This is a genomic window from Paracoccus sp. S1E-3 (assembly GCF_013868135.1).
In the GTDB taxonomy this organism is placed as follows: domain Bacteria; phylum Pseudomonadota; class Alphaproteobacteria; order Rhodobacterales; family Rhodobacteraceae; genus Paracoccus.
The window spans coordinates 89,678-110,327 of record NZ_JACEMU010000015.1; the positions used below are offsets into that span (position 1 = coordinate 89,678).

Consider the following 20,650-nt stretch of genomic DNA (forward strand, 5'->3'; position numbering starts at 1 on the left):
GCCGAACGGGCGGGGGCGAAGCCTCCCCCGCCCGGATCATCACGCTATTCGGTCGCCCATGCGGTCCAGCCGGCGGCGTTGTCGCGGGTGACCAGCTCGGTTTCCAGCAGGATCTCGGTCTCGGGCAGCGTCTCGCCGGCCATCAGCTTCAGCCCCAGCTCGGCCGCCTGTTTGGACATGCCGTAAGGATCCTGCGAGGCCGAGGCGACCAGCAGCGTGCCGTCCTTCTGCAGCGCATCGACGAAATCGGGCGAGCCGTCCACGCCGCCGATGATCATCTCGGTCCGGTTGAACTGCTTGGCGGCCAGTTCGGCCCCGATGGCGGTCGGGTCATTGGCGCCGAAGACCGCGTCGATCTTGGGGAAGCGGGTCAGCAGGCCCTGCATGACCTGGAAGCCGCCGTCGCGGCTGGCCTTGCCGTCCTGATCGTCGGACAGAAGATTGATGTCGGGATAGGCGGCAAGCGCCTCCTTGCAGCCGGTCACGCGATCGATGATCGAGCTGACCGGCGGCCCGTTGATGATGATGAAGTCGCCTTTGCCGTCGATCGCCTTGGCCAGATAGTCGCAGGTGATACGTCCGGCCTGGGTATTGTCGGTGCGGACCGCCAGATCCGCACCCGCGGCGGTCACATCGACGGCCACCACCGTCATGCCGGCATCCTTGGCGCGCTTGACGGCAGGCCCCACCGCCGCGCTGTCGACGGCGTTCAGCACCAGCAGCGTCGCGCCCGAGGCGATGAAGCTGTCAATCTGCGAGCTTTGCTTGTTCAGGTCGTAATCGGCGCTGACCACGGTGATATCGGCATCCGGGTTGGCGGCCTTGACGGCATCTTCCGCGCCCTTGACCAGCGGCACGAAGAACGGGTTGCCCAGCGTACCGACGGTGATGCCGACGCGTTCGGGCAGGGACTGGGCGGTGGCCATGGCAGCAACCGAGCTGGTCAGCGCGATCACAGCCATGCGCAGCGCAAGAGTCTTCTTCATCGAGCATCCTCCTCCGGGGATGGGGCGGCTGTCCTGACCTCCATCAGAGAGCCGCCTTATGGATTTTTGTCCGTACGGAACGGACTCTATTCCGGGCCGGCTTCGAGTCAACCGTTTCGCGCAAGACTGGCCGGTCTGGTTGTCGCGCCTGCCTGTCGGGGTTGTGCGGGGGGTCATGTCTTCATCCATGCATCAGCCGTAAGGTGACGGCGGCCGCCCCCATCGGGAATGCCGGTGGCGCGGTCGCCCGGATAGCTGCCGCGCCCGGCGTGCGGCTGCATGGATTTCGTCGCCTCCAATCCCTGATCGGCGGCGGCAATAGCAGCCTGCCAACCTTGCGCCATGGATGCCGGGGCCCAACTCGATTTCGTCCTCCGCCAGTTCGAAGCCCGGTTAGCCCAGGGCGGCCAGCCTGCGGACGCCGAGCCCTCCGTCGAGCCGACCTGTGCCGCGGGCTTGCGGCCGGTGGCGGCGACCTTGGCCAGCGGCAGGCCGGCTTCGGCGGCAGCACCCGAGATCTTGTGAACCGGCACCGTGCCCGCAGCTCTGCGGCGGTCGGGCCCACGGTGTCCTTCAGCGCCACATCACCGGCGACGATCATCACCCTGACCGGGATGCCCTCAGCCCGCGCCCGAGGTGGCCCGTATGGACCGGCTTTTGGGCGCTGCCCCCGCCCGAGATCACCGCCACGTTGCGCGCGGCGCGGCCTGGGCGGTCGGTCCCGGCGGCGACGCTTTCGCCCGCCAGCAGCACGTTCGCCGAGGTCACGGCGACCCGGCCTTCGAGCATTTCGCTCACCACCGGGGAGGGGCCATTGAGACGCTTTTTCATCGGCATCCTCTGCGGGCGGTCGCATGGGGTCTTACGCAGGGCGATGCCGTCATAAACCGCCCCCGCCAGCCTGGTGTTGCGCCGCTTGCAGGCGGTGCAGAAAGCCGGGCCAGGCGGCGGCATAGGCGTCGCGCCATGCGGGCAGGGGCGGGATGGCGCGGCTGCGGGGGCGGAGATCGGCCGGGGCACCAGCCGCCTCGGCGGCCATCAGCACCGCGCCGACAAGGGCCAGTTCCGGTTCCTCGGCGGCGAATATGGTTCGGTCCAGAACGCTGGCGCGCAATTGCAGCAGGCCTTTGGACCTGCTCCACCCGCCGGTGGCGTGAACTGGGCCGGGGGGAAGGGCCTCCAACATGGCGCGCGTGGTCATGGCGGCGGCTTCCAGCACGGCGCGGATGGGGCGGCCATCGGGGGCGCCGGGGATCAGCGGCAGCGGCTGCCCCGGTTGTCCGGGCAGCGGAAGCGCCTGCAGGAAGGCGCGAATTTCGGCGGGGGCTGCGGCGCCCTGCAGCGCCTCGGCGAGGGCCACGACGCCGAGCACCGCCAGTCCCGCGCCCCCCCGCACCGGCACCGAATGGGCCAGCAGCGCCGGGGAGGCGGTCTCGGCTGATGGGATCTCGGCGTACAGCACGCTGGCCGTGCCGAGGCTGTCGATCCGCGCCGACGGCGCGTGCCGCAGGATCGTCGAGGCGGCGATCGGATGGTCATGTCCTCCGGCGGCCAGCAGGGTCTGCGGGGTGGCCGCGCCGGCGGCGATCAGCCTTGGACTGGACATCCGCCCGACGATCCGGGGCGCCGGGATCACCGGCGGCAGCGGCGGCGCGCCGCATTCCGCCAGAAGGGCCCCGATCCAGTCGTGCGCCACCGGGTCATAGCAGCCCGTCCGCGCGGCCAGCGTTTCGGCCATGAAGGGCGCCGCACCCCAGGCGATCAGCGGATAATCGGTCAGCGCCACCCAAAGCCGCGCCCGCGCCACCAGATCCGGGCAGTGCCGCCGCAGCCAGCGCCATTTCGCCCCGGTCCGGGTCGGGTCCATGGCGATGCCGGCGCGGGTGGTCGCGGCGGCACTGGCGCGAAGGGCGTCCGCATCGGCGGCGGCACGGCGGTCGAACCAGGGAATGACCGGGCCGAGGGGGCGCAGATCCGCGTCGAGCAGCAGGCCGTCCTCGCCCACGCCGGTGGTGCAGATCGCGGTGATGGGCGGGCCGCCGTCCATCCGCCAGGCGCGCAGGATCAGATCCTCGATCAGCTGCAGAAGCGTTCCGGGATGGGCGACCGGGCCGAATTCATCCCGTTGGCGCGGCGTGGGGACGATTTCGACGTGGCGAAGCAGCCCGCCGCCATCTGACAGCCCGACCTTCACATTGGTCGAGCCGATATCGACCCCGCAAAGCAGCATCCCCTGCCTCCTCCCGGCGCGAACTTACCAGCGGCGGGTGAAGCTGGCGCGGGTAATTTCGGCGATCTCGGCCATCATGTCGGCGGCCTCCGCCTGCGGGCGCTGCCAGATCTTGCGGCCGACGACGACGCCCTGCGCGCCCGCCTCGATCGCCAGCCGGATGTCACTGACCGTCGAGGCCGCATCGCCGCTGAGCGGACCGCCGGCGACGACGATGGGAATGTCCAGTTCGTTGCACAGCATGTTGGTCGCGTCGGGGCCGGGGAAAGTGATCTTGATGATATCGGCGCCGAGGTCGTAGCAGACCCGCGCCACCTCCATCTCGGCCGCGATGATCTCGGGGCTGCGCGGGGTGTTCAGGAAGACCGGCTCCAACATGGTGGGAATGCCCCAGCGGCCGGCATCACCGATGACCTTGCCGATGCGCCTGCAGTAATTGATCTTCTCGTCGTCGGGCACGTTCCACGGGAGTAGCATCTTGACGCAGTCGACACCCAGCCGGGCGGCGTCCTCGACAGTGGCGGCCATGCAGCCGGTCCCGGTCTCGGGCGCGCTGGTGGGCCAGAAGGCGTCAATGGCCAGCACCCGCGCCAGATGCGAGTTCTTCGCCATCTCCACCTCGGATTGCTTGACGATTCCGGTCGAGACCATGAAGCCGGTGATGTCCATCGGGATATAGCGGCGCATGACCTGCACCGGTGCCTCCAACGCCTCGACCCGGCCCCAGACAAGGCCGTGGTCGATGGGGACGATCAGCGCGGCGCGGTCGTCGCGCAGCACCCGGTTCATCCGGTAACTGGTGGAATAACGGTTGGCCAATGGGGTCTCCTCGAGGTGCAGGTAACAGGGCCGTGGCGTGCCCGGCACCCGGTGGATAGGCGGCGGGTTGCCTGCAGTTATGATCGTACTGTACGTACAAAAAACCACGAGTCAATCCCGCCTCGCGGCCGGGTCAGAGCATTGCGCGGGCATTTTCTGTCCGTTACGTTCGTACAAAACGGGTATCATCATGCAAAGCATCGACCGCGCCTCGACCGAACCCTATTACCTCCAGCTGGCGAATATCATCGAGGAGCGGATCAAGTCCGGGGCGCTGAAAAGCGGCGAGCGTATTCCCGGCGAATCCGAGCTGTGCCGCAGTTTCGAGCTTGCCCGATCCACCGTGCGGGACACCTTTCGCGTGCTGGAGCAGAAGCGGCTGATCCGCATCGTGCCGCGCCGGGGCGCCTTCGTCAGCGATCAGTCCGACAATCGCTGGAAGCTGCAGGTGACCGAGGGCTTTCTGGAAACCGCCGCGCACGCGCCGGATGTGGCCATTACAACCAGCGTCCTCGAATGGCAGCAGGGCCCGTTGCCGGACCCGGCGGCGCGCGCCCTGGGCCTGGCGCCGGGCACGGTCGGCTTCAGCCTGGAAAGGTTACGCTTCCTTGGCGGGCTGCCGGCGGTCTATTCGACCAACTGGATGCCGCTGGCCATCGGCCGGACGCTGATCGGCAAGCCGGTTCTCAAGGGAACGCAATCGCTGAACGCGACCCTGCGCGCGGCCGGCTATCGCATCTGTCATGCCCGCCGCGAGGTCGCGGCTGTCCTGCCCCCCGCCGCTGCGGCACGCTATCTGCAATTGTCGAAGAACGTCCCGGCACTGCAGATCAAGTCGATGTCGCGCGACATATCGGGGGTGCCGTTCGACTATTACGAATCCTATGTGCGCAGCGATGTGGTCACGATCTCGGTTGATGCGCAGGCGGTCGGCGACGCCGAGGCCGGCCGGACGAATATCTGAGCCTGCAATATCCGAGCCTGGGTCCATCGCGCCGCGCCGCGTTCGGCCCCCGGCGATGCAGCCGCCTCTTGCGGCGGAGGCAGGCGTTCTTCGCGCTGATCGTGTCCACGGCGCAGAAGCTTCAAACGTGCCTGCGGCCGCACCGATGCTGAGAAACGCCGGCCGGCAGATCCCAGGGCGGTCCGCATTCCGGCGCATCCGACCGCCGACAGAATGGTTCGGCGTTCGAGTCAGGCCCCCAAGGGGCGCCGCCGATGCGCCGCACTGACGCGCCGATGGTCCCGTCGATCCCGAGAAGATGCCCGCACCGCTCAGAACAGCTCGACCTCGCTTTCCGCGCCCGGACGATCCCCGCCACAGGTCAGGGCGCGAGCGACATATTCCAGCTTCAGTTGTTTCACGACCTCGGCCCATTCCGGGACCGGCATTTCCATCGCGCCGCGCGAGGTCGCCCGGAAGGCCGTGGAAAGGTCCGCCAGCGTCTGCGTCATCAGATCCAGCGATTGCAGAATGATGAGGTCAGGCGGCTGGCGGGGGCTATCGGGCATGTGCTCGATGAATTGGGCGAGGTGGAATTGCAGGTTCTGCGCGGTCTTCGCGGTTGCCTCCAGCAGATCCGAGGCATTCTGCAGAAACCTGCCCAGCGGCAGAGGGTCCGGCCTGCCTGTCATAGCCGGCCGACCACCGCCTCAAGGCAGGATTTCAGTTCCTGCGGGCCAAACGGCTTCTTGATGAAGTTGTTCAACCCCAGGGCCCTGCCGCTGTCGATGATTTCCTTGTCCGCCTTTCCCGTGATCAGGATGAAGCCCACGCCCCTGGTCTTCGCATTGGTCCGGATGGTCTTCAGCAGCTGGATGCCGTCCATGCCGGGCATATTGTAGTCCGACAGCACGAGATGGGCGGGCTGGCGCGCCATCGCCTCCACCGCCTCGGCGCCGCTGGCGGCGTGGTGGATGTTACGGATCCCCATCGCCTCGAGCGCCTGAACGATGAGGCCGCGACTGGTCGACATGTCATCGACGACGAGGACGTGGATCTGGTCTTTGAGGCTCATGACGCTCTCCTGCAGGGTTCAGTCCGGTCGGCGATAGGCGGTGATCCCGCTGGGGCAGAGCAGATCATGCTGGTCAGTCGGGACGCGTTCGGAATGGCCCAGCAGCAGCCATCCGCCGGGTCGGAGCGCCCGGTGAAATTTCCGCCAGAGCGACCGTTGCGTCATGGCGTCAAAATAGATGGCCACGTTGCGGAAGAAGATCACATCATGGGGTTCGGTCACCTGCCAATGTGCGTTCAGGTTGATCTGGCGGAAATCGACCATCGCGGTCAGGCTGGAACCGGCCTGCAACTCGCCCGGATGCGCAGTTCCCCGGACGGGCTGAAAATAGCGCGCACGCTGTTCGGGTCCGATACCGGTCAGCTCGCCGGGTTTATAGATGGCATTCCTGGCTTTCTGCAGAATGCTGGTGTCGATATCGGATGCGGTGATGCGGACCGATGGCGCCAGCGCCGGCTGATGCTCCAGGACCGTCATCGCGATCGAGTAAGGCTCCTGACCGCTGCTGCATCCGGCGGACCAGATCGAGATCTTGCGATCCTTCGCCGCCAATGCCGGCAGTATCGTATGCGCGAGCAGCGCGAAATGGTGGCTTTCGCGAAAGAAGCTGGTCACATTGGTGGTCAGCGACGAGATGAACCTATCGCGTTCGGCGGCCCCGCGCGCGCCCCTGACCAGTGTCAGGTATTCGGCCATCGAACCCAATTGCAGCGCGGTCACCCGCTTCTGCAGCCGCGCCCGCATCATCCAGCGCTTTTCCGGGCCGATGACAATTCCCGCGTAGGAATAGATGGTCTGACGCAGCTGATCGAAGTCCTGATCGCTGAGCGCGATATCCGCGGGCGAAGGCAACGGCCGGTTCATGCCACATCCCTTGCATCGTTCGGCAGCAGCACCTTCAGGTCGAGCACGCGGATCAGCTTGCCATCGACCAGCAGCAGCGCATCGATGCAGCGCGCGGAAGGATCGAGGCCGACCTCGGGCGGGGGCTGCATCTCCTCTCTCGGGACGGTGAGGATATCCGACACGGCATCGACCAGCAGGCCCGCGGTGGTGCCCCCCACGCTCACGACGATGATGACATTCTGCTCGCGCCCGTCGATCGGATCCATGCCGAGGCGGACGGAAAGGTCTATCACCGGCAGAACGGTCCCGCGCAGGTTGATCACGCCTTTCACATGCGGCGGCGAATAGGGAAGCGGGGTGGCGCGGGTCCAGCCGCGGATCTCGCGCACCGACATGATGTCGACGCAATATTCCTGTTCCCCGATGCGGAAAGACAGAAGCTCGACGTCTTTTTCCGCGCGCGTTTGGATGATGTCGGTCATGGTCTTACACTGCTGCTTTCAGGTCGCTGTGAGAGGGGATGGTGCCGGCGCGCACAAGATCTGCCGGATCGAGGATGAGCGCGATCTGGCCATCGCCGAGAATGGTTGCGGCGGCGACGCCGGGGATGTTGCCATAACTCTGGCCGAGGCCTTTGATGACCACCTGCCGCTGTTCCATGATCGCGTCGACGATCAGGGCGGCGCGGCGCCCGTCCTCCTGCGAGATCAGCAACACGATGCCCGATTGCGCCTTGTGCCGCGCGTCCCGGAAGCCCAGCTGTTGCCCGAGATCGAACAGCGGAACGAACTCGCTGCGGATCCGCATCATCTCGCCCGAGGCGGAGAGGTGGTGGATATTTCCGGGTTCCAGCCTGGCGGTTTCGATGATCGCGGAGAGCGGGACCACGAGGGTCTGATCGGCGGCCTGCACGACCATGCCGTCCAGCACCGCAAGGGTGAGCGGCAGCGAGATCGAGAACCTGGTTCCACGACCCGGCGCGCTGGTGATGGTGATCCGGCCGCCAAGCCCGGTGATCGCCGATCTGACCACATCCATCCCGACGCCGCGCCCTGACAGGGCCGAGACCTCGGAAACGGTCGAGAAGCCGGGCAGGAACAGCAGATTGTCAATCTCGGAATCCGAGAGTTGCGCGTCGGGCGCGATCAGCCCCTTGCGGATGGCGATGTCGCGCACCTTCGGGCGGTTGATGCCGGCGCCGTCATCCTCGATTTCGATGAGCACGCGGCCCGCGCGGTGACTGGCCGACAGGACGATCAGCCCCTCGGGCGATTTCCCCGCCGCGCGACGTCGTTCCGGCATCTCCAGCCCGTGATCGACGGCGTTGCGGATCATGTGGGTCAGGGGATCGGCAAGCCGTTCGATGACGGTCTTGTCGACCTCGGTGAAGTCGCCCTCGGTGCGCAGGCGCACCTCCTTGCCGACGCTGGCCGAGGCTTCCCGCACGATCCGGGCCATGCGCTGGAACAGCGGCTTGACCGGCTGGGCGCGGATCATCATCACGCTTTCCTGCAGATCCCGCGTCAGCATCATGAAGGATTCAAGGCCGCTCATGACATCGGACTGATGGCCGATGCCGGCTTTCTCGACGCTCTGCGCCAGCATGGCCTGATTGATGACCAACTCGCCCACAAGGTTCACCAGACGGTCGATCTTTTCCAGATCGACGCGAACCGTGGCCGCGGGCTCGTTGGCGCCGGTGGCCTGCGCACCGGCAGTTGCGGCGCGCGAGGACCGGCCGGCCGCGGGCGCATCAGCCGCATATTCCGCGTTCGCGCCGTCCGTCTGCCCCATATCCGTGGCGGGCGGCGCCGCGGCGGGGTCCAGGACGGTGGCGGTCGCATCCTCCTGCGCGTCGACCACCAGCGCGGACAGGTCCCCGCCCAAGCCGGCATCGTGGCCCAGAGGCGCGATCTCGATCCGGCAGACATCGGCCACGAAGTCGAAGACCTGGCGGATGTCGCCCTCGGTCACATCTCCCCGCAAGGTGACATGCCAGGACAGAAGGGGCGTTTCGGCATTCTCCCCCGTCGGTGCGGGAAGATCGTCGGGGATCAGGCAGCGGATCGTAGCCGCGCCCAGCTGCGACAGGCTGCGGAGGATCAGAAGCGCCTCGTTGCCGCTGGTATAGAGGCCTGCCTCGGGCGCGAAGGTGATGGACCAGCCCGGCTCACGTTCGGCGTCGTCCGGAGCGGTCGTGACACCGAAATCGAAGGACAGCGCCATGGGGGCAAAGTCGATCGCTTCCTCGGGCTGTAAGCCGTCCTCGCCCAGAAGCGTTTCCAGCGCCGCCAGCACAGCCTCGGTGCCGGGGGGGGCGGCATCGCCGTCGCGGGTCGCGCGGACGATGTCCTGCAGCAGATCGGCGGTCAGGAAGAACAGCTTGATCGCCTCGGGGGTCGGGTCCAGCCGGCCCGACCGCACCTCCTCCATGACGGTTTCGAAGCGATGCGAAAAGCTCACCAGTTCATCCAGCCCGAAGGCCCCGGCGCCACCCTTGATCGAGTGGACGGCGCGGAAGACGACGTTGATGGTCTCGGCATCATGGGCGCCTTCGTCCATGACGTTCAGCGCGTCCTGCAGGCTTTCCAGCAGTTCCTCGCATTCGACGAAGAAGGAGGCGCGGATTTCGGCCATCGGGTCATTGGACATGGGCGTCCTCCTCAGCCGGTGACCATGTGGAGCGAACCGACCAGCTTCTGCGGGTCAAAGGGCTTCACGATCCAGCCGGTCGCGCCGGCATTGCGCGCGCGCGCCTTCAGCTCGGGCGCGCTTTCGGTGGTCAGCATCAGGATCGGGGTGGCGCGCAGCCGGTCGATCCTGCGCACCGCCGCGATGAAGCCGAACCCGTCCAGGCGCGGCATGTTCACGTCCGAGATGATGGCATCGGGCTGCATGTGTTCCAGCAGTTCCAGTCCGTGGATGCCGTCATCGGCGGTGGTCACGATCATGCCGGCCCCGGTCAGCGAGATGCGCAGCATGTCACGCATCGTCCGGCTGTCGTCGACGGCGAGGATGTTCAGGCTCATGCGGCGGTGTTCCTTGTCAGGTGCGAGGGGTCGACGCCGAACAGCGTCAGCGCGGCGTCGAAATCTGTGGAAGGCGCGACGATCGCGAAGCTGCGGCCTGCCGCCCGGCAGGATTGCGCGGCTGCCAGCAGCACCTGCAGCGAGAGGCCGCCCAGATGCGTCACGCCCGAGGCGTCCAGTTCGACATCGCCCGCCAGCGCGGCGATGTCCGACGCAAGCGGTTTCGCGGCCGTCAGGTCCAGCCGCGCCGGAAGCGTCAGCCGCGCCGTCATCTCTGGCGCCCCGCGGGGCACCGGCTCGAAAGGGAGTTGCGCATTGTCGCGTCCTTCACGTCAGCACGTTTTGCCTGTTCTAGGCACAGGCGGGTTAAGGCTCGGTTGACGCGGACGGAAAATGATGTCGCGTGCGGCCTCTCCCGTGCCCGATGAAATTAAAACTTGAACCATTCGCGCGGACCGGCGCGAAGCCCCCGCGCCGCGATGCAGAGGAGGCTTGCAAAGCGGGCGGATTTGGCCTAAAGGCACCGCACTTCACAGGCAGAGGCGGGCCCGCCGGGGAGAAATCCCGGACAGGTCCACCGGTTGGGGGCGACCCTGAGACCCTCTGCCAAGGCGTAAACCGGAAAGGAAACCGACATGGCGCTTCCCGAATTCTCCATGCGTCAGCTGCTTGAAGCTGGCGTTCACTATGGCCACCAGACCCAGCGCTGGAACCCGCGCATGGCGCCCTATATCTATGGCGACCGCAACGGCATCCACATTCTGGACCTGACCCAGACCGTTCCGATGCTGGAACAGGCGCTGAAAGTCATCCGTGACACCGTCGCCAAAGGCGGCCGGGTGCTGTTCGTCGGCACCAAGCGTCAGGCGCAGAAATCGGTCGCCGACGCGGCTGAAAAATCGGCGCAATTCTACATGAATCACCGTTGGCTGGGCGGCACGCTGACCAACTGGAAGACCGTGTCGCAGTCGATCAACCGCCTGAAGGCGATTGACGAGACGATGGCGCATGGCGCCGAAGGCCTGACCAAGAAAGAACGTCTGCAGCTGGAGCGCGAGCAGGCCAAACTGCAGGCCTCCCTGGGCGGTATCCGCGAAATGGGCGGTCTGCCGGACCTGCTGTTCGTGATCGACGTGAACAAGGAAGACCTGGCCATCCTGGAAGCCAAGAAACTGGGCATCCCGGTTGTGGCCGTGGTTGACACCAACACCTCGCCCGAAGGCGTGGATTACATCATTCCGGGCAATGACGACGCCGCCCGCGCCATCGCGCTGTATTGCGATCTGGCCAGCCGCGCCGCACTTGACGGGATGACCGCGCAGATGGGCGCCGCCGGCGTTGATCTGGGTGCCCTGGCCGAGACCCCGGCCGAGGATCTGGACGAGACCGTCGCCGCCGAATCCGACGCCTGATTTCGCGCGTCATTGAAACGTCACCGGGCGGGACTATGTCCCGTCCGATTTCCATAGAAGGAGAGACCAAATGGCGATCACCGCTCAGATGGTGAAGGAACTGCGCGAATCCACCGGCGCAGGCATGATGGACGCGAAAAAAGCGCTGACCGAGACCAATGGCGACATGGAAGCCGCCGTTGACTGGCTGCGCACCAAGGGCCTGGCCAAGGCCGCCAAGAAAGCGGACCGCGTGGCCGCCGAAGGTCTGGTGGGCGTGCAGGTCTCGGGCGGCAAGGGTGTCGCGATCGAGATCAACTCGGAAACCGACTTCGTTGCCAAGAACGCCGATTTCCAGCAGCTGGTCCGCGAGATCACCGAAGTTGCGCTGGAAACCGCGACCGATGTCGAAGTGCTGCGCGCCACGCATCTGAACGGCAAGCCCGTTTCGGAAGTGCTGACCGACGCCATCGCCCGCATCGGCGAAAACATGACCCTGCGCCGGATGCACGTTCTGGAAGGCGACACCGTGGTGTCCTATGTCCATAACGCCGCGACCGACGGCATGGGCAAGATCGGCGTGCTGGTCGCGCTGAACGGCCCGACCGAAAAGGCGCAGGAAATCGGCAAGCAATTCGCCATGCACATCGCCGCGACCAACCCGGTTTCGCTGTCGGAAGCGACGCTGGACCCGGTCGTGCTGGAGCGTGAGCTGCAGGTCCAGACCGCCAAAGCGCTGGAAGAAAACGCCTCGTCCGACAAGCCGAAGCCCGAAGCGGTGATCCAGAACAACATCATCCCGGGCCGGATGAAGAAGTTCGTGGCGGAAAACACGCTGCTGGGCCAGCCTTTCGTGATCAACCCCGACCTGACGGTCGAGCAGGCCGCGAAAGAAGCTGGCGTCGAAATCACCGGCTATGCCCGCGTGATGGTCGGCGACGGCATCGAGAAGAAAGAAGAAGATTTCGCCGCCGAGGTCGCCAAGACCCTCAAGGGCGCCTGATCTTTTTCGGATCTGACGGAAACGCCGGCTCATCTGGGCCGGCGTTTTTCATTGCGCCATCCGGTGCCTGCATGGCACATCCGACCGGAGAGGAACGAGGACCACATGCCCTTCACCATCGCCATCGACGGACCTGCGGCCTCGGGCAAGGGGACCATCGCGCGCGCGCTGTCGCGGCGTTTCGGCTTTCACCATCTGGATACCGGGCTGCTGTATCGCGCGGTGGGGGCCAAGGGCGGCGATCCGGTCGAGGCGGCGCAGACGCTGAATTCCGACGATCTGGCCCGCCCCGATCTGCGCACGAACGAAGCCGGCCAGGCCGCCAGCCGCGTTGCCGCCATCCCCGAGGTGCGGCTGGCGCTGATCGAATTTCAGCGCCGTTTTGCCGGGCTGGAACCGGGGGCGGTGCTGGATGGGCGTGATATCGGCACGGTGATCTGCCCGCAGGCGGAACTGAAGCTGTATGTGGTCGCCTCGGACGAGGTACGGGCGGGCCGGCGCGCAACCGAACTGGGCGCCGATCCGGCCGAGACGCTGGCGGCTTTGCGCGAACGCGATGCCCGCGATTCGGCGCGGGCGACGGCGCCGCTGCGCCCGGCGGATGACGCGGTGATCCTGGACACCACCGACATGACCATCACCGAAGCCGTGTCACGCGCCATCATCGAGGTGCAGATCCGTCGCCGATAGAAAAAGGCCGCGCAGGATGCGCGGCCTTGCTGTTTTTCGGCCATTCGGCGCCCGTCAGATCGTCGGGCCGGGACCGGGGATATTGCTGCCGGTCTGCAGATCCTCGACCACCAGCACGGTTTCGGGATCGTCCGCCTCGATATCGCTTTCATTGTTCAGCCGCGCGTTCATCTTCTTCACGTCGACGGCGTTTTCCCATTTGCCCACCACGATGGTCGCCACGCCATTGCCGATCAGATTGGTCAGCGCGCGGGCTTCCGACATGAAGCGGTCAACGCCCAGGATCAGCGCGATACTGGCCACCGGCACCGTCCCCAGCGATGCCAGCGTTGCCGCCAGCACGATGAAGCCCGATCCGGTCACCCCCGCCGCCCCCTTGGAGGTCAGAAGCAGGATCCCCACCAGCGCGATCTGATGGCTAAGCGTCAGGTCGGTATTGGTGGCCTGGGCCAGGAACACCGCCGCCATGGTCAGATAGATGCAGGTCCCGTCGAGGTTGAAGGAATAGCCGGTCGGAATGACCAGACCGACGACGGATTTGTCGACGCCCAGGTTTTCCATCTTGGCCAGCATCCGCGGCAGCACCGATTCAGACGAGCTGGTGCCCAGCACGATCAGCAGCTCCTCCTTGATATAGCGGATGAACTTGATGATCGAAAAACCGGCGATCCGCGCCACCGTGCCCAGCACCACGAAGATGAAGATCAGGCAGGTGGCATAGAAGCCCAGCATCAGCGATCCCAGCGCCACCAGCGAATCCAGCCCGTATTTGCCGACCGTGAAGGCCATGGCGCCAAAGGCGCCAATGGGGGCCACCTTCATCACGATGCCGACCATGCCGAAGAACACATGCGCCACCAGGTCGATCATGTGCAGCAGCGGCTTGCCCTTCTCGCCCAGCCAATGCAGCGCGAAGGCGAACAGGATCGCGATCAGCAGCACCTGCAGGATCTCGCCCTCGGCGAATGCGCCGACGACGGTATTGGGGATGATGTGCAGCAGATGGTCGACAAAGCCCATCTCGGCCGCTTTTTCGGTATAGGTGGCGATGCCCGTGGCATCCAGCGAGGCGGGGTCGATATTCATCCCCACGCCGGGCTTCCAGACGTTCACGATGACCAGGCCCACGATCAGCGCGATCGTGGTCATCACCTCGAAATAGATCAGCGCCTTGATGCCGACGCGGCCGACCTTCTTCATGTCTTCCATGCTGGCGATGCCGTGGACGACGGTGCAGAAGATGATCGGCGCGATCAGCATCTTGATGAGCCGGATGAAGCCGTCCCCCAGCGGTTTCAGCTTCTCGCCAGTTTCGGGGTAGAAATAACCGACCAGCACGCCAAGCGCGATGGCGCACAGAACCTGAACATAAAGATGACGATACCAGGGACCAGAATGTCCCGGGGTGGAAGCAGATGCGTTACCAGCCATGTTGTCGCCCTGGGTTAAAGAATGCACGGCCCTCCCGCTGCCGCGCATGACCGCCATGGCGACAGGCCGTTCATCCAGCCTGCATCCAAGTCGCGGGACTTGAAAAGAGGGAAACTGACGCTAAGTCATTCTTTGCCGCTTCTGCCGTGATTCTGCTGATTTCGCGGGGGTTGGGGCTGTTTGCAGGGTTGTGATTTCCGGCGCCTCGGATTATAGCGGCGCCCAAGTCAATCGGATGACATGGCCAGAACAGGCCGCTTTTCTTCGGGTCGGGCGCGTGCTGCGACCCTTTGTCGTTCCGAAGGGCACCATAAAGACCGGCGGAGCCAACCGTCAGGCCAGTATATCAACGTAAAGGAAACTGAAAGCTTATGGCTGAACGCACAAGCATGGAAGAGTTCGAGGCGCTGCTGAATGAAAGCCTCGAAATCGACACCCCCGATGAGGGTTCTGTCGTCAAAGGCCGGGTCATCGCCATCGAGGCGGGTCAGGCCATCATCGATGTCGGCTACAAGATGGAAGGCCGCGTCGATCTGAAAGAATTCGCGAACCCCGGCGAAGACGCGACCATCAAGGTCGGCGACGAAGTCGAGGTCTATCTGGACCGCGTCGAGAACGCCCGTGGCGAGGCCTCGATCTCGCGCGAGAAGGCCCGCCGCGAGGAAGCCTGGGACCGTCTGGAAAAAGCCTATGCCGCGGAAGAGCGCGTCGACGGCGCCATCTTCGGCCGCGTCAAGGGTGGCTTCACCGTCGATCTGGGTGGCGCTGTCGCCTTCCTGCCCGGTTCGCAGGTTGACGTGCGCCCGGTGCGCGACGCCGGCCCGCTGATGGGTCTGAAGCAGCCCTTCCAGATCCTGAAAATGGACCGCCGCCGTGGCAACATCGTTGTCTCGCGCCGCGCCATCCTGGAAGAAAGCCGCGCCGAACAGCGCGCCGAAGTCATCAGCAACCTGACCGAAGGCCAGGTGGTCGACGGCGTGGTCAAGAACATCACCGAATACGGCGCCTTCGTCGATCTGGGCGGTGTTGACGGCCTGCTGCACGTCACCGACATGGCCTGGCGCCGCGTCAACCACCCCTCGGAAATCCTGTCGATCGGCGAGACCGTCAAGGTTCAGGTCATCAAGATCAACCGCGACAGCCACCGCATCAGCCTGGGCATGAAGCAGCTTCAGGCCGATCCGTGGGATACCGTCGCCGACAAGTTCCCGATCGGCTCGGTCCATCAGGGCCGCGTGACCAACATCACCGATTACGGCGCCTTCGTCGAACTGGAAGCCGGTATCGAGGGTCTGGTCCACGTCTCGGAAATGAGCTGGACCAAGAAGAACGTCCACCCCGGCAAGATCGTCTCGACCTCGCAGGAAGTCGACGTGATGGTGCTGGAAATCGACGAAGCCAAGCGCCGGGTCAGCCTGGGTCTGAAGCAGACGCAGCGCAACCCGTGGGAAGTCTTCGCCGAGACTCACCCGACCGGCACCGTCATCGAAGGCGAAGTCAAGAACATCACCGAATTCGGTCTGTTCATCGGTCTCGACGGCGATATCGACGGCATGGTCCACCTGTCGGACCTCTCGTGGGATGCCCGTGGCGAGGACGCCATTCAGGACTTCCGCAAGGGCGATGTCGTGAAGGCCGTCGTGCAGGAAGTCGATGTCGAGAAAGAGCGTATCTCGCTTTCGATCAAGGCGCTGGAAAACGACGCCATGGCCGAAGCTGTTGAGGGCGTGAAGCGCGGGGATGTCATCACCGTGACCGTGACCGCCATCGAAGACGGCGGGATCGAGGTGGAATATAACGGCGCCAAGTCGTTCATCCGCCGCTCGGATCTGGCCCGCGACCGTCAGGACCAGCGTCCCGAGCGCTTCGGCGTGGGCGACCATGTCGACGTGCGCGTGACCAATATCGACGCCAAATCGCGTCGTCTGGGCCTGTCGATCAAAGCCCGCGAAATCGCCGAGGAAAAAGAAGCCGTCGAACAGTATGGCAGCTCTGATTCGGGCGCCTCGCTGGGCGATATCCTGGGCGCTGCGCTGAAGAACCGCGAATAAGCCTCCAGGCAGTTTGCACTGACCCGCCCCCGGCCGAACGCCGGGGGCGGGTTTTTTCATGCCGCGCCGAAAAACCCGGCAGGTGGCTGCAACCAAATGAAAATTTTCGCGTTTCCTCTTTTACTGGCCCTCGTGATGGACTTATTCTGGGGGCGCGCATCGTTTTGGGGGTAACATGATCCGTTCGGAACTCATCCAGAAGATCGCCGAGGAAAATCCGCATCTCATCCAGAGAGACGTGGATCGCATCGTTTCGACGATCTTCGACGAAGTGATTGACGCGATGGCCCGTGGCGAGCGGGTCGAGCTGCGCGGTTTTGGTGCGTTTTCGGTGAAGAAGCGTGATGCCCGGACCGGTCGAAACCCCCGCACCGGCGAATCCGTCCCGGTCGAGGAAAAGCATGTGCCCTTCTTCAAGACCGGCAAGCTGCTGCGCGACAGGTTGAACGGCGACGCCTGATCTGGCACATCAAGGTATCTCTACCTGAGGGAAACCCATGCGCTTCATCCGCCTTCTGTTCGTCCTGACGCTCGCCGTCATTCTGCTGGCCATCGCGCTTGCCAATCGGGGTGCCGTGACGCTGAAGGCCTTTCCAGCCAGTCTCGACCAGTATTTCGGCGGCAGCTGGCAGATCACCCTGCCGCTGTTTCTGGTGATCTTCGTGGCCATCGTCTTCGGCATCATCGTCGGCTTCATCTGGGAATGGTTGCGGGAGGCGCATATCCGCAGCGAGGCCGCGCGCCGCACGGCCGAGGTGGCGCGCCTGGAACGCGAGGTCGGCGCGCTCCGCGACCAGCACAAGGCCCCGCGCGACGAGGTGCTGGCCATCCTTGACAATCCCAGGCCCGTGGCCTCGGGCACGACGCTTCCCGCGCCGCGCTGACATGGCGCAGGTCAAGATCTGCGGGTTGACACGGCCCGAACATGTCGCCGCCGCGGTCGAGGCTGGGGCGGGTTTCGTGGGCTTCGTCTTCTTTTCGAAGTCGCCACGCAGTCTCACGCCCGAGGCCGCCGCTGCGCTGGCGCTGGAGGTGCCGGCGGGCGTGGCCCGCGTCGGCCTGTTCGTGGACCCGGACGACGCGTTGCTGGATGCTGTTCTGACACAGGTGCCGCTGGACATTCTGCAACTTCACGGCGGGGAAACCCCCGACCGCGTGGCCGAGATCAAGGCCCGCACCGGCCTGCCGGTGATGAAGGCGGTAGGCGTCGCCGGGCCGCAGGATCTCGACGCGCTGTGGGATTACGGGCTGGTGGCCGATATGCTGCTGGTCGATGCCAAGGCGCCGAAGGACGCGGCGCTGCCGGGCGGCAACGGGCTGGCCTTCGACTGGCGGTTGCTGGTCGGACGCAAGTTCCTCACGCCCTGGATGCTGGCGGGCGGCCTGACCCCCGACAACGTGGCCGAGGCCGTGCGGCTGACCGGTGCGCGCATCGTCGATGTTTCATCGGGCGTGGAAAGCGCGCCGGGCGAGAAGGACCCGGCGCTGATCCGCGCTTTCGTGGCCGCCGCCGATCTTCCCCGTCTGACATGAATGCGGCGCTGACCTTCCGCCCGGCGATGCGCGCGGACGTGCCGGCGGTGGTCGCCCTGCTGGCCGATGATGTGCTGGGACAAACGCGCGAGACTGGCCAGCTTGAACCTTATCTGGCCGCCTTCGACGCCATGCAGGCCGAGGGCGGCAACCAGCTGATCGTGGGCGAGGCCGGGGGCCGGGTGCTGGCCACCTATCAGTTGACGGTGATCTCGGGGCTGTCGCTGTCGGCGGCGCGGCGCGCCCAGGTCGAGGCGGTGCGGGTTGATGCCGGCTTGCGCGGGCAGGGGGCCGGGGCGGCGCTGATGGCCGATGCCGAGATGCGGGCCCGCGCTGCGGGCGCCAGGCTGATGCAGCTGACCAGCAATGCCAGCCGCGCGGACGCCCACCGCTTTTACGAAAGACTGGGCTATGCGCCCAGCCATATCGGTTTCAAGAAACCGCTTTAGGGCTTCAGCGAGACGCCGCCGCCGCCGGCCTGGATCTCGATCCCGCGCAGGCGCGACAATTGCAGCGTCGACAGCGGCAGGGCCACGTTCAGCACATCGACCTGCGGATTGGCGGGCATCCGCGCCTCGGGACTGCCGGGCAGCGGCGGGTTGCCGACCAGCCGCAGCCGCAGGATGCCGTCATCATCGGGGCGCATCTGGCCGGCCGGCTGGACGCGGGCGCTGATGAGTTCGACAGCCCACCAGCCCTTGACCGGCGCGAAGGCCCGCACCACCAGCAGCTTGCCCTCGGTCAGGGGCTGGAAGCCGGCCGACAGGATCTGCGGCACCAGTTGGCGCCCGTCTTCCTGTTGGGTCTTCCATCCGCCCTTGGGTTCCAGCGTGGTCGGTTGCTTCGACCCGCCGCCCATCCAGCCGAGCGGATTCAGCCCACTGTCGCTGCCAAAGCGCGAACAGCCGGTTGCGGCCAGCACCGCGCCGAGGGTCAGGGCAAGGGTCGCTACGCGCATGATCTCTCCACCTTTTCGTTCGGCCCAGTGATAGGCGATCGGCGCGCGGGGCGCAAAGCCTCTTTGACCTTGGGCGCGCGGCGCGGTAGCTAGGAATGCACCGTCAAGGAGGGTGGAGAGGAATGAGCACCGCTGCCTTCGAGGATATCGTCGAAACCTTCGAATTCCTGGACGACTGGGAGGATCGCTATCGCCACCTGATCGAGATCGGCAAGGCGATGCCGGCGATGGACCCGGCCCTGCAGACCCCGGTCAGCAAGGTCGAGGGCTGCGCCAGTCAGGTCTGGATCGTGCCGCAGGTCACCGATGGCCGCTTCGACTTCATCGGTGACAGCGACGCGCTGATCGTGCGCGGGTTGGTGGCCGTCGTCCATGCGCTGTTCGCGGGCCTGCCCGTGGCCGAGGTCGGACGCGTCGATGCTACCGCCGAACTGCGCAGGCTCGGGCTGGACGAGCATCTGTCGGCGCAGCGCTCGAACGGGTTGCGGGCGATGGTGGGACGCATCCGCGAGCACGCGGCCGCGGCGGCCGCCGCCTAGAGCAGGCGGAACAGGAACACGGCGGTCATCCCAAAGCCCACCGCCGCGATCAGCTGGCGCAGCACCGGCATCGGGATGCGGCGCGCGACCGGTGCGCCGGCCAGCCCGCCCAGAATGGTGCCAAAGCCCATCACCAGCGCCGGAATCCAGACGATCTTGCCGCCGGCCGCGAAGATCGCGAAGGAAATCACCGACAGCGCGAAGCTGAGCCAGCATTTCAGCCCGTTCATCGCATGCAGGTTGGTCATGCCCCACATCGAGAACAGCGCCAGCAGCACGATCCCCAATCCGCCATTGAAGAAACCGCCATAGATGGCCACCGGGATCATGGTGCCGGCGCCAAAGGCCGTGACCGCGCCGCGCTGACGCGCCGCCCATTCGCGGATCTGTGCGCCCTTCAGAAAGACCAGCGTGGCCCCCAGCAGCAGAAGCGGGACCAGCACCGCAAAGGCCTCGTTCGAGGAGATCAGCAGCAGCCCCGACCCGATGGCGCCGCCCAGCATCGACCACAGGGTCAGCCGCAGCAGCAGCTGGCGGTCCAGTTCGGCAATGTCCTTGCGAAAACCGATGGCCGCGGACAGATAGCCCGGCATCGCAGCCACGGTCGAGGTGGCGTTCGCGGCGATCTCGGGGATGCCGGTGAAGACAAGCGCGGGAAAGGTGATGAAGGTGCCACCGCCCGCAATCGCGTTCAGCAGCCCGCCGAGAAACCCGGCCACGAGGATCAGAATCAAATCAGCCATGCCGCGCAGGCTGGCATGGTGGCCGGTCCGGGGAAAGCCGGAAAAATGCGGTGCCGTGCCGACTTAGGGCGCTTCGGCCCGGTGCAGCAGACCGCGCAGCCACAGCGCCGTGCCGTAAGCGGCGGGCAACGCCAACACCAACGAGACCAGCAAGGCGTTGAACGGCGACAGGTTCCCCAGGCCGACCCATGTCGCCAGTAGTCCGATCATGAACAGGTCAATCCAGGCGGCCAGGGCGACGAAGGGGTAGAGCAGCAGCCACAACCACCATAGCGGCCAGCGGATATGATCGGGGGGCGTGGTCGAGCGGTGGGCGGCCTTCATCAATCGGAACTTTCAGAAATAGAAATAAGAATGGGCGCGCCGGTCAGGCGCGCCCATTC

The 20,650-nt window shown here is 65.7% G+C and carries 26 protein-coding genes; 10 read left to right on the forward strand and 16 right to left on the reverse strand.

The window, feature by feature from the left end; genetic code table 11:
- Nucleotides 1-44 precede the first annotated feature (44 nt).
- From H1S04_RS13885 to H1S04_RS13905, 5 genes are all read right to left on the reverse strand, one after another.
- On the reverse strand, nt 45-986 hold the full coding sequence (locus tag H1S04_RS13885; RefSeq protein WP_181746132.1) for an ABC transporter substrate-binding protein: 942 nt from the start codon (nt 984-986) through the stop codon (nt 45-47).
- A 173-nt stretch (nt 987-1,159) separates the two neighbouring features.
- Entirely contained in the window at nt 1,160-1,519 is a 360-nt protein-coding gene (locus H1S04_RS18975) for a DAK2 domain-containing protein (RefSeq protein ID WP_181746133.1), read from the reverse strand.
- Nucleotides 1,520-1,586: 67 nt separating this feature from the next.
- A complete protein-coding gene (locus tag H1S04_RS13895) occupies nt 1,587-1,817 on the reverse strand; it encodes a hypothetical protein (RefSeq protein ID WP_181746134.1) in 231 nt (76 codons plus the stop codon).
- A gap of 49 nt (nt 1,818-1,866) precedes the next feature.
- A complete protein-coding gene (locus H1S04_RS13900; RefSeq protein WP_181746135.1) occupies nt 1,867-3,216 on the reverse strand; it encodes an FGGY family carbohydrate kinase in 1,350 nt (449 codons plus the stop codon).
- Nucleotides 3,217-3,240: 24 nt separating this feature from the next.
- Entirely contained in the window at nt 3,241-4,035 is a 795-nt protein-coding gene (locus H1S04_RS13905; protein WP_220185242.1) for a class I fructose-bisphosphate aldolase, read from the reverse strand.
- 190 nt (nt 4,036-4,225) lie between these two features.
- Here H1S04_RS13905 and H1S04_RS13910 point away from each other — a divergent pair, with 190 nt between their 5' ends.
- On the forward strand, nt 4,226-4,999 hold the full coding sequence (locus H1S04_RS13910; RefSeq protein WP_181746136.1) for a GntR family transcriptional regulator: 774 nt from the start codon (nt 4,226-4,228) through the stop codon (nt 4,997-4,999).
- Nucleotides 5,000-5,310: 311 nt separating this feature from the next.
- On the opposite strand, the gene H1S04_RS13915 is transcribed toward H1S04_RS13910, so the two are convergent.
- Genes H1S04_RS13915 through H1S04_RS13945 form a run of 7 tightly spaced genes read right to left on the reverse strand, consistent with a single transcriptional unit; the run spans nt 5,311 to nt 10,200 of the window.
- Nucleotides 5,311-5,670, reverse strand: a complete 360-nt coding sequence (locus tag H1S04_RS13915; RefSeq protein WP_181746137.1) for a hypothetical protein — start codon at nt 5,668-5,670, stop codon at nt 5,311-5,313.
- Complete coding sequence (locus H1S04_RS13920; RefSeq protein ID WP_181746138.1) at nt 5,667-6,053, reverse strand: response regulator; 387 nt, start codon at nt 6,051-6,053, stop codon at nt 5,667-5,669. Before H1S04_RS13920 ends, H1S04_RS13915 begins: the two co-directional genes overlap by 4 nt.
- A gap of 18 nt (nt 6,054-6,071) precedes the next feature.
- Nucleotides 6,072-6,917, reverse strand: coding sequence for a protein-glutamate O-methyltransferase CheR (locus H1S04_RS13925; RefSeq protein WP_181746139.1), 846 nt, complete (start codon nt 6,915-6,917; stop codon nt 6,072-6,074).
- A complete protein-coding gene (locus tag H1S04_RS13930; protein WP_181746140.1) occupies nt 6,914-7,381 on the reverse strand; it encodes a chemotaxis protein CheW in 468 nt (155 codons plus the stop codon). Before H1S04_RS13930 ends, H1S04_RS13925 begins: the two co-directional genes overlap by 4 nt.
- Nucleotides 7,382-7,385: 4 nt before the next feature.
- Nucleotides 7,386-9,551 (reverse strand): chemotaxis protein CheA, encoded by a 2,166-nt coding sequence (locus tag H1S04_RS13935; protein ID WP_181746141.1) that lies wholly within the window; start codon nt 9,549-9,551, stop codon nt 7,386-7,388.
- Between the two features lie 11 nt (nt 9,552-9,562).
- The gene (locus tag H1S04_RS13940; RefSeq protein WP_181746142.1) at nt 9,563-9,928 is read right to left on the reverse strand and encodes a response regulator; all 366 of its coding nucleotides are present in this window, start codon (nt 9,926-9,928) and stop codon (nt 9,563-9,565) included.
- On the reverse strand, nt 9,925-10,200 hold the full coding sequence (locus tag H1S04_RS13945; protein WP_181746143.1) for a lipid asymmetry maintenance protein MlaB: 276 nt from the start codon (nt 10,198-10,200) through the stop codon (nt 9,925-9,927). Before H1S04_RS13945 ends, H1S04_RS13940 begins: the two co-directional genes overlap by 4 nt.
- 363 nt (nt 10,201-10,563) lie before the next feature.
- Here H1S04_RS13945 and rpsB point away from each other — a divergent pair, with 363 nt between their 5' ends.
- The 3 genes from rpsB (at nt 10,564) to H1S04_RS13960 (ending at nt 13,012) form a co-directional block, all read left to right on the forward strand.
- The gene (rpsB, locus tag H1S04_RS13950; RefSeq protein ID WP_181746144.1) at nt 10,564-11,340 is read left to right on the forward strand and encodes a 30S ribosomal protein S2; all 777 of its coding nucleotides are present in this window, start codon (nt 10,564-10,566) and stop codon (nt 11,338-11,340) included.
- 70 nt (nt 11,341-11,410) lie between these two features.
- Entirely contained in the window at nt 11,411-12,322 is a 912-nt protein-coding gene (gene tsf / locus H1S04_RS13955; protein WP_181746145.1) for a translation elongation factor Ts, read from the forward strand.
- A 105-nt stretch (nt 12,323-12,427) separates the two neighbouring features.
- Complete coding sequence (locus tag H1S04_RS13960; protein ID WP_181746146.1) at nt 12,428-13,012, forward strand: d(CMP) kinase; 585 nt, start codon at nt 12,428-12,430, stop codon at nt 13,010-13,012.
- Between the two features lie 54 nt (nt 13,013-13,066).
- Here the strand turns inward: H1S04_RS13960 and H1S04_RS13965 are convergent, their stop codons facing one another.
- Nucleotides 13,067-14,443 (reverse strand): dicarboxylate/amino acid:cation symporter, encoded by a 1,377-nt coding sequence (locus H1S04_RS13965; RefSeq protein ID WP_181746147.1) that lies wholly within the window; start codon nt 14,441-14,443, stop codon nt 13,067-13,069.
- A gap of 371 nt (nt 14,444-14,814) precedes the next feature.
- Between H1S04_RS13965 and rpsA the strand changes: the two genes are divergently transcribed.
- The 5 genes from rpsA (at nt 14,815) to H1S04_RS13990 (ending at nt 18,476) form a co-directional block, all read left to right on the forward strand.
- Entirely contained in the window at nt 14,815-16,494 is a 1,680-nt protein-coding gene (rpsA, locus tag H1S04_RS13970) for a 30S ribosomal protein S1 (RefSeq protein ID WP_181746148.1), read from the forward strand.
- A 175-nt stretch (nt 16,495-16,669) separates the two neighbouring features.
- Nucleotides 16,670-16,954 (forward strand): integration host factor subunit beta, encoded by a 285-nt coding sequence (ihfB, locus tag H1S04_RS13975; RefSeq protein ID WP_181746149.1) that lies wholly within the window; start codon nt 16,670-16,672, stop codon nt 16,952-16,954.
- A 37-nt stretch (nt 16,955-16,991) separates the two neighbouring features.
- Complete coding sequence (locus tag H1S04_RS13980) at nt 16,992-17,378, forward strand: lipopolysaccharide assembly LapA domain-containing protein (protein ID WP_181746150.1); 387 nt, start codon at nt 16,992-16,994, stop codon at nt 17,376-17,378.
- Nucleotide 17,379: 1 nt separating this feature from the next.
- Nucleotides 17,380-18,027 (forward strand): phosphoribosylanthranilate isomerase, encoded by a 648-nt coding sequence (locus H1S04_RS13985; protein ID WP_181746151.1) that lies wholly within the window; start codon nt 17,380-17,382, stop codon nt 18,025-18,027.
- Complete coding sequence (locus H1S04_RS13990; protein WP_181746152.1) at nt 18,024-18,476, forward strand: GNAT family N-acetyltransferase; 453 nt, start codon at nt 18,024-18,026, stop codon at nt 18,474-18,476. The genes H1S04_RS13985 and H1S04_RS13990 overlap by 4 nt, the downstream gene beginning before the upstream one ends.
- On the opposite strand, the gene H1S04_RS13995 is transcribed toward H1S04_RS13990, so the two are convergent.
- Complete coding sequence (locus H1S04_RS13995; RefSeq protein WP_181746153.1) at nt 18,473-18,985, reverse strand: hypothetical protein; 513 nt, start codon at nt 18,983-18,985, stop codon at nt 18,473-18,475. The two genes, H1S04_RS13990 and H1S04_RS13995, sit on opposite strands and share 4 nt — an antisense overlap.
- A gap of 122 nt (nt 18,986-19,107) precedes the next feature.
- Between H1S04_RS13995 and H1S04_RS14000 the strand changes: the two genes are divergently transcribed.
- The gene (locus H1S04_RS14000; RefSeq protein ID WP_181746154.1) at nt 19,108-19,524 is read left to right on the forward strand and encodes a SufE family protein; all 417 of its coding nucleotides are present in this window, start codon (nt 19,108-19,110) and stop codon (nt 19,522-19,524) included.
- Here H1S04_RS14000 and H1S04_RS14005 read toward each other — a convergent pair.
- Together H1S04_RS14005 and H1S04_RS14010 are read right to left on the reverse strand one after the other, a co-directional pair.
- Nucleotides 19,521-20,267, reverse strand: a complete 747-nt coding sequence (locus tag H1S04_RS14005; protein ID WP_181746155.1) for a sulfite exporter TauE/SafE family protein — start codon at nt 20,265-20,267, stop codon at nt 19,521-19,523. The genes H1S04_RS14000 and H1S04_RS14005 overlap by 4 nt on opposite strands.
- Nucleotides 20,268-20,330: 63 nt before the next feature.
- Nucleotides 20,331-20,591 (reverse strand): hypothetical protein, encoded by a 261-nt coding sequence (locus H1S04_RS14010; RefSeq protein WP_181746156.1) that lies wholly within the window; start codon nt 20,589-20,591, stop codon nt 20,331-20,333.
- Nucleotides 20,592-20,650 lie beyond the last annotated feature (59 nt).

What these genes read in the sequence shown, in the direction of transcription:
- H1S04_RS13885 (WP_181746132.1), bottom strand. Translation starts at nt 986, where the DNA reads ATGAAGAAGACTCTTGCGCTGCGCATGGCTGTGATCGCGCTGACCAGC.
- H1S04_RS13895 (WP_181746134.1), bottom strand. Translation starts at nt 1,817, where the DNA reads ATGAAAAAGCGTCTCAATGGCCCCTCCCCGGTGGTGAGCGAAATGCTC.
- H1S04_RS13900 (WP_181746135.1), bottom strand. Translation starts at nt 3,216, where the DNA reads ATGCTGCTTTGCGGGGTCGATATCGGCTCGACCAATGTGAAGGTCGGG.
- H1S04_RS13910 (WP_181746136.1), top strand. Translation starts at nt 4,226, where the DNA reads ATGCAAAGCATCGACCGCGCCTCGACCGAACCCTATTACCTCCAGCTG.
- H1S04_RS13915 (WP_181746137.1), bottom strand. Translation starts at nt 5,670, where the DNA reads ATGACAGGCAGGCCGGACCCTCTGCCGCTGGGCAGGTTTCTGCAGAAT.
- H1S04_RS13920 (WP_181746138.1), bottom strand. Translation starts at nt 6,053, where the DNA reads ATGAGCCTCAAAGACCAGATCCACGTCCTCGTCGTCGATGACATGTCG.
- H1S04_RS13925 (WP_181746139.1), bottom strand. Translation starts at nt 6,917, where the DNA reads ATGAACCGGCCGTTGCCTTCGCCCGCGGATATCGCGCTCAGCGATCAG.
- H1S04_RS13930 (WP_181746140.1), bottom strand. Translation starts at nt 7,381, where the DNA reads ATGACCGACATCATCCAAACGCGCGCGGAAAAAGACGTCGAGCTTCTG.
- H1S04_RS13935 (WP_181746141.1), bottom strand. Translation starts at nt 9,551, where the DNA reads ATGTCCAATGACCCGATGGCCGAAATCCGCGCCTCCTTCTTCGTCGAA.
- H1S04_RS13940 (WP_181746142.1), bottom strand. Translation starts at nt 9,928, where the DNA reads ATGAGCCTGAACATCCTCGCCGTCGACGACAGCCGGACGATGCGTGAC.
- H1S04_RS13945 (WP_181746143.1), bottom strand. Translation starts at nt 10,200, where the DNA reads ATGACGGCGCGGCTGACGCTTCCGGCGCGGCTGGACCTGACGGCCGCG.
- rpsB (WP_181746144.1), top strand. Translation starts at nt 10,564, where the DNA reads ATGGCGCTTCCCGAATTCTCCATGCGTCAGCTGCTTGAAGCTGGCGTT.
- tsf (WP_181746145.1), top strand. Translation starts at nt 11,411, where the DNA reads ATGGCGATCACCGCTCAGATGGTGAAGGAACTGCGCGAATCCACCGGC.
- H1S04_RS13960 (WP_181746146.1), top strand. Translation starts at nt 12,428, where the DNA reads ATGCCCTTCACCATCGCCATCGACGGACCTGCGGCCTCGGGCAAGGGG.
- H1S04_RS13965 (WP_181746147.1), bottom strand. Translation starts at nt 14,443, where the DNA reads ATGGCTGGTAACGCATCTGCTTCCACCCCGGGACATTCTGGTCCCTGG.
- rpsA (WP_181746148.1), top strand. Translation starts at nt 14,815, where the DNA reads ATGGCTGAACGCACAAGCATGGAAGAGTTCGAGGCGCTGCTGAATGAA.
- ihfB (WP_181746149.1), top strand. Translation starts at nt 16,670, where the DNA reads ATGATCCGTTCGGAACTCATCCAGAAGATCGCCGAGGAAAATCCGCAT.
- H1S04_RS13980 (WP_181746150.1), top strand. Translation starts at nt 16,992, where the DNA reads ATGCGCTTCATCCGCCTTCTGTTCGTCCTGACGCTCGCCGTCATTCTG.
- H1S04_RS13985 (WP_181746151.1), top strand. Translation starts at nt 17,380, where the DNA reads ATGGCGCAGGTCAAGATCTGCGGGTTGACACGGCCCGAACATGTCGCC.
- H1S04_RS13990 (WP_181746152.1), top strand. Translation starts at nt 18,024, where the DNA reads ATGAATGCGGCGCTGACCTTCCGCCCGGCGATGCGCGCGGACGTGCCG.
- H1S04_RS13995 (WP_181746153.1), bottom strand. Translation starts at nt 18,985, where the DNA reads ATGCGCGTAGCGACCCTTGCCCTGACCCTCGGCGCGGTGCTGGCCGCA.
- H1S04_RS14000 (WP_181746154.1), top strand. Translation starts at nt 19,108, where the DNA reads ATGAGCACCGCTGCCTTCGAGGATATCGTCGAAACCTTCGAATTCCTG.
- H1S04_RS14005 (WP_181746155.1), bottom strand. Translation starts at nt 20,267, where the DNA reads ATGGCTGATTTGATTCTGATCCTCGTGGCCGGGTTTCTCGGCGGGCTG.
- H1S04_RS14010 (WP_181746156.1), bottom strand. Translation starts at nt 20,591, where the DNA reads ATGAAGGCCGCCCACCGCTCGACCACGCCCCCCGATCATATCCGCTGG.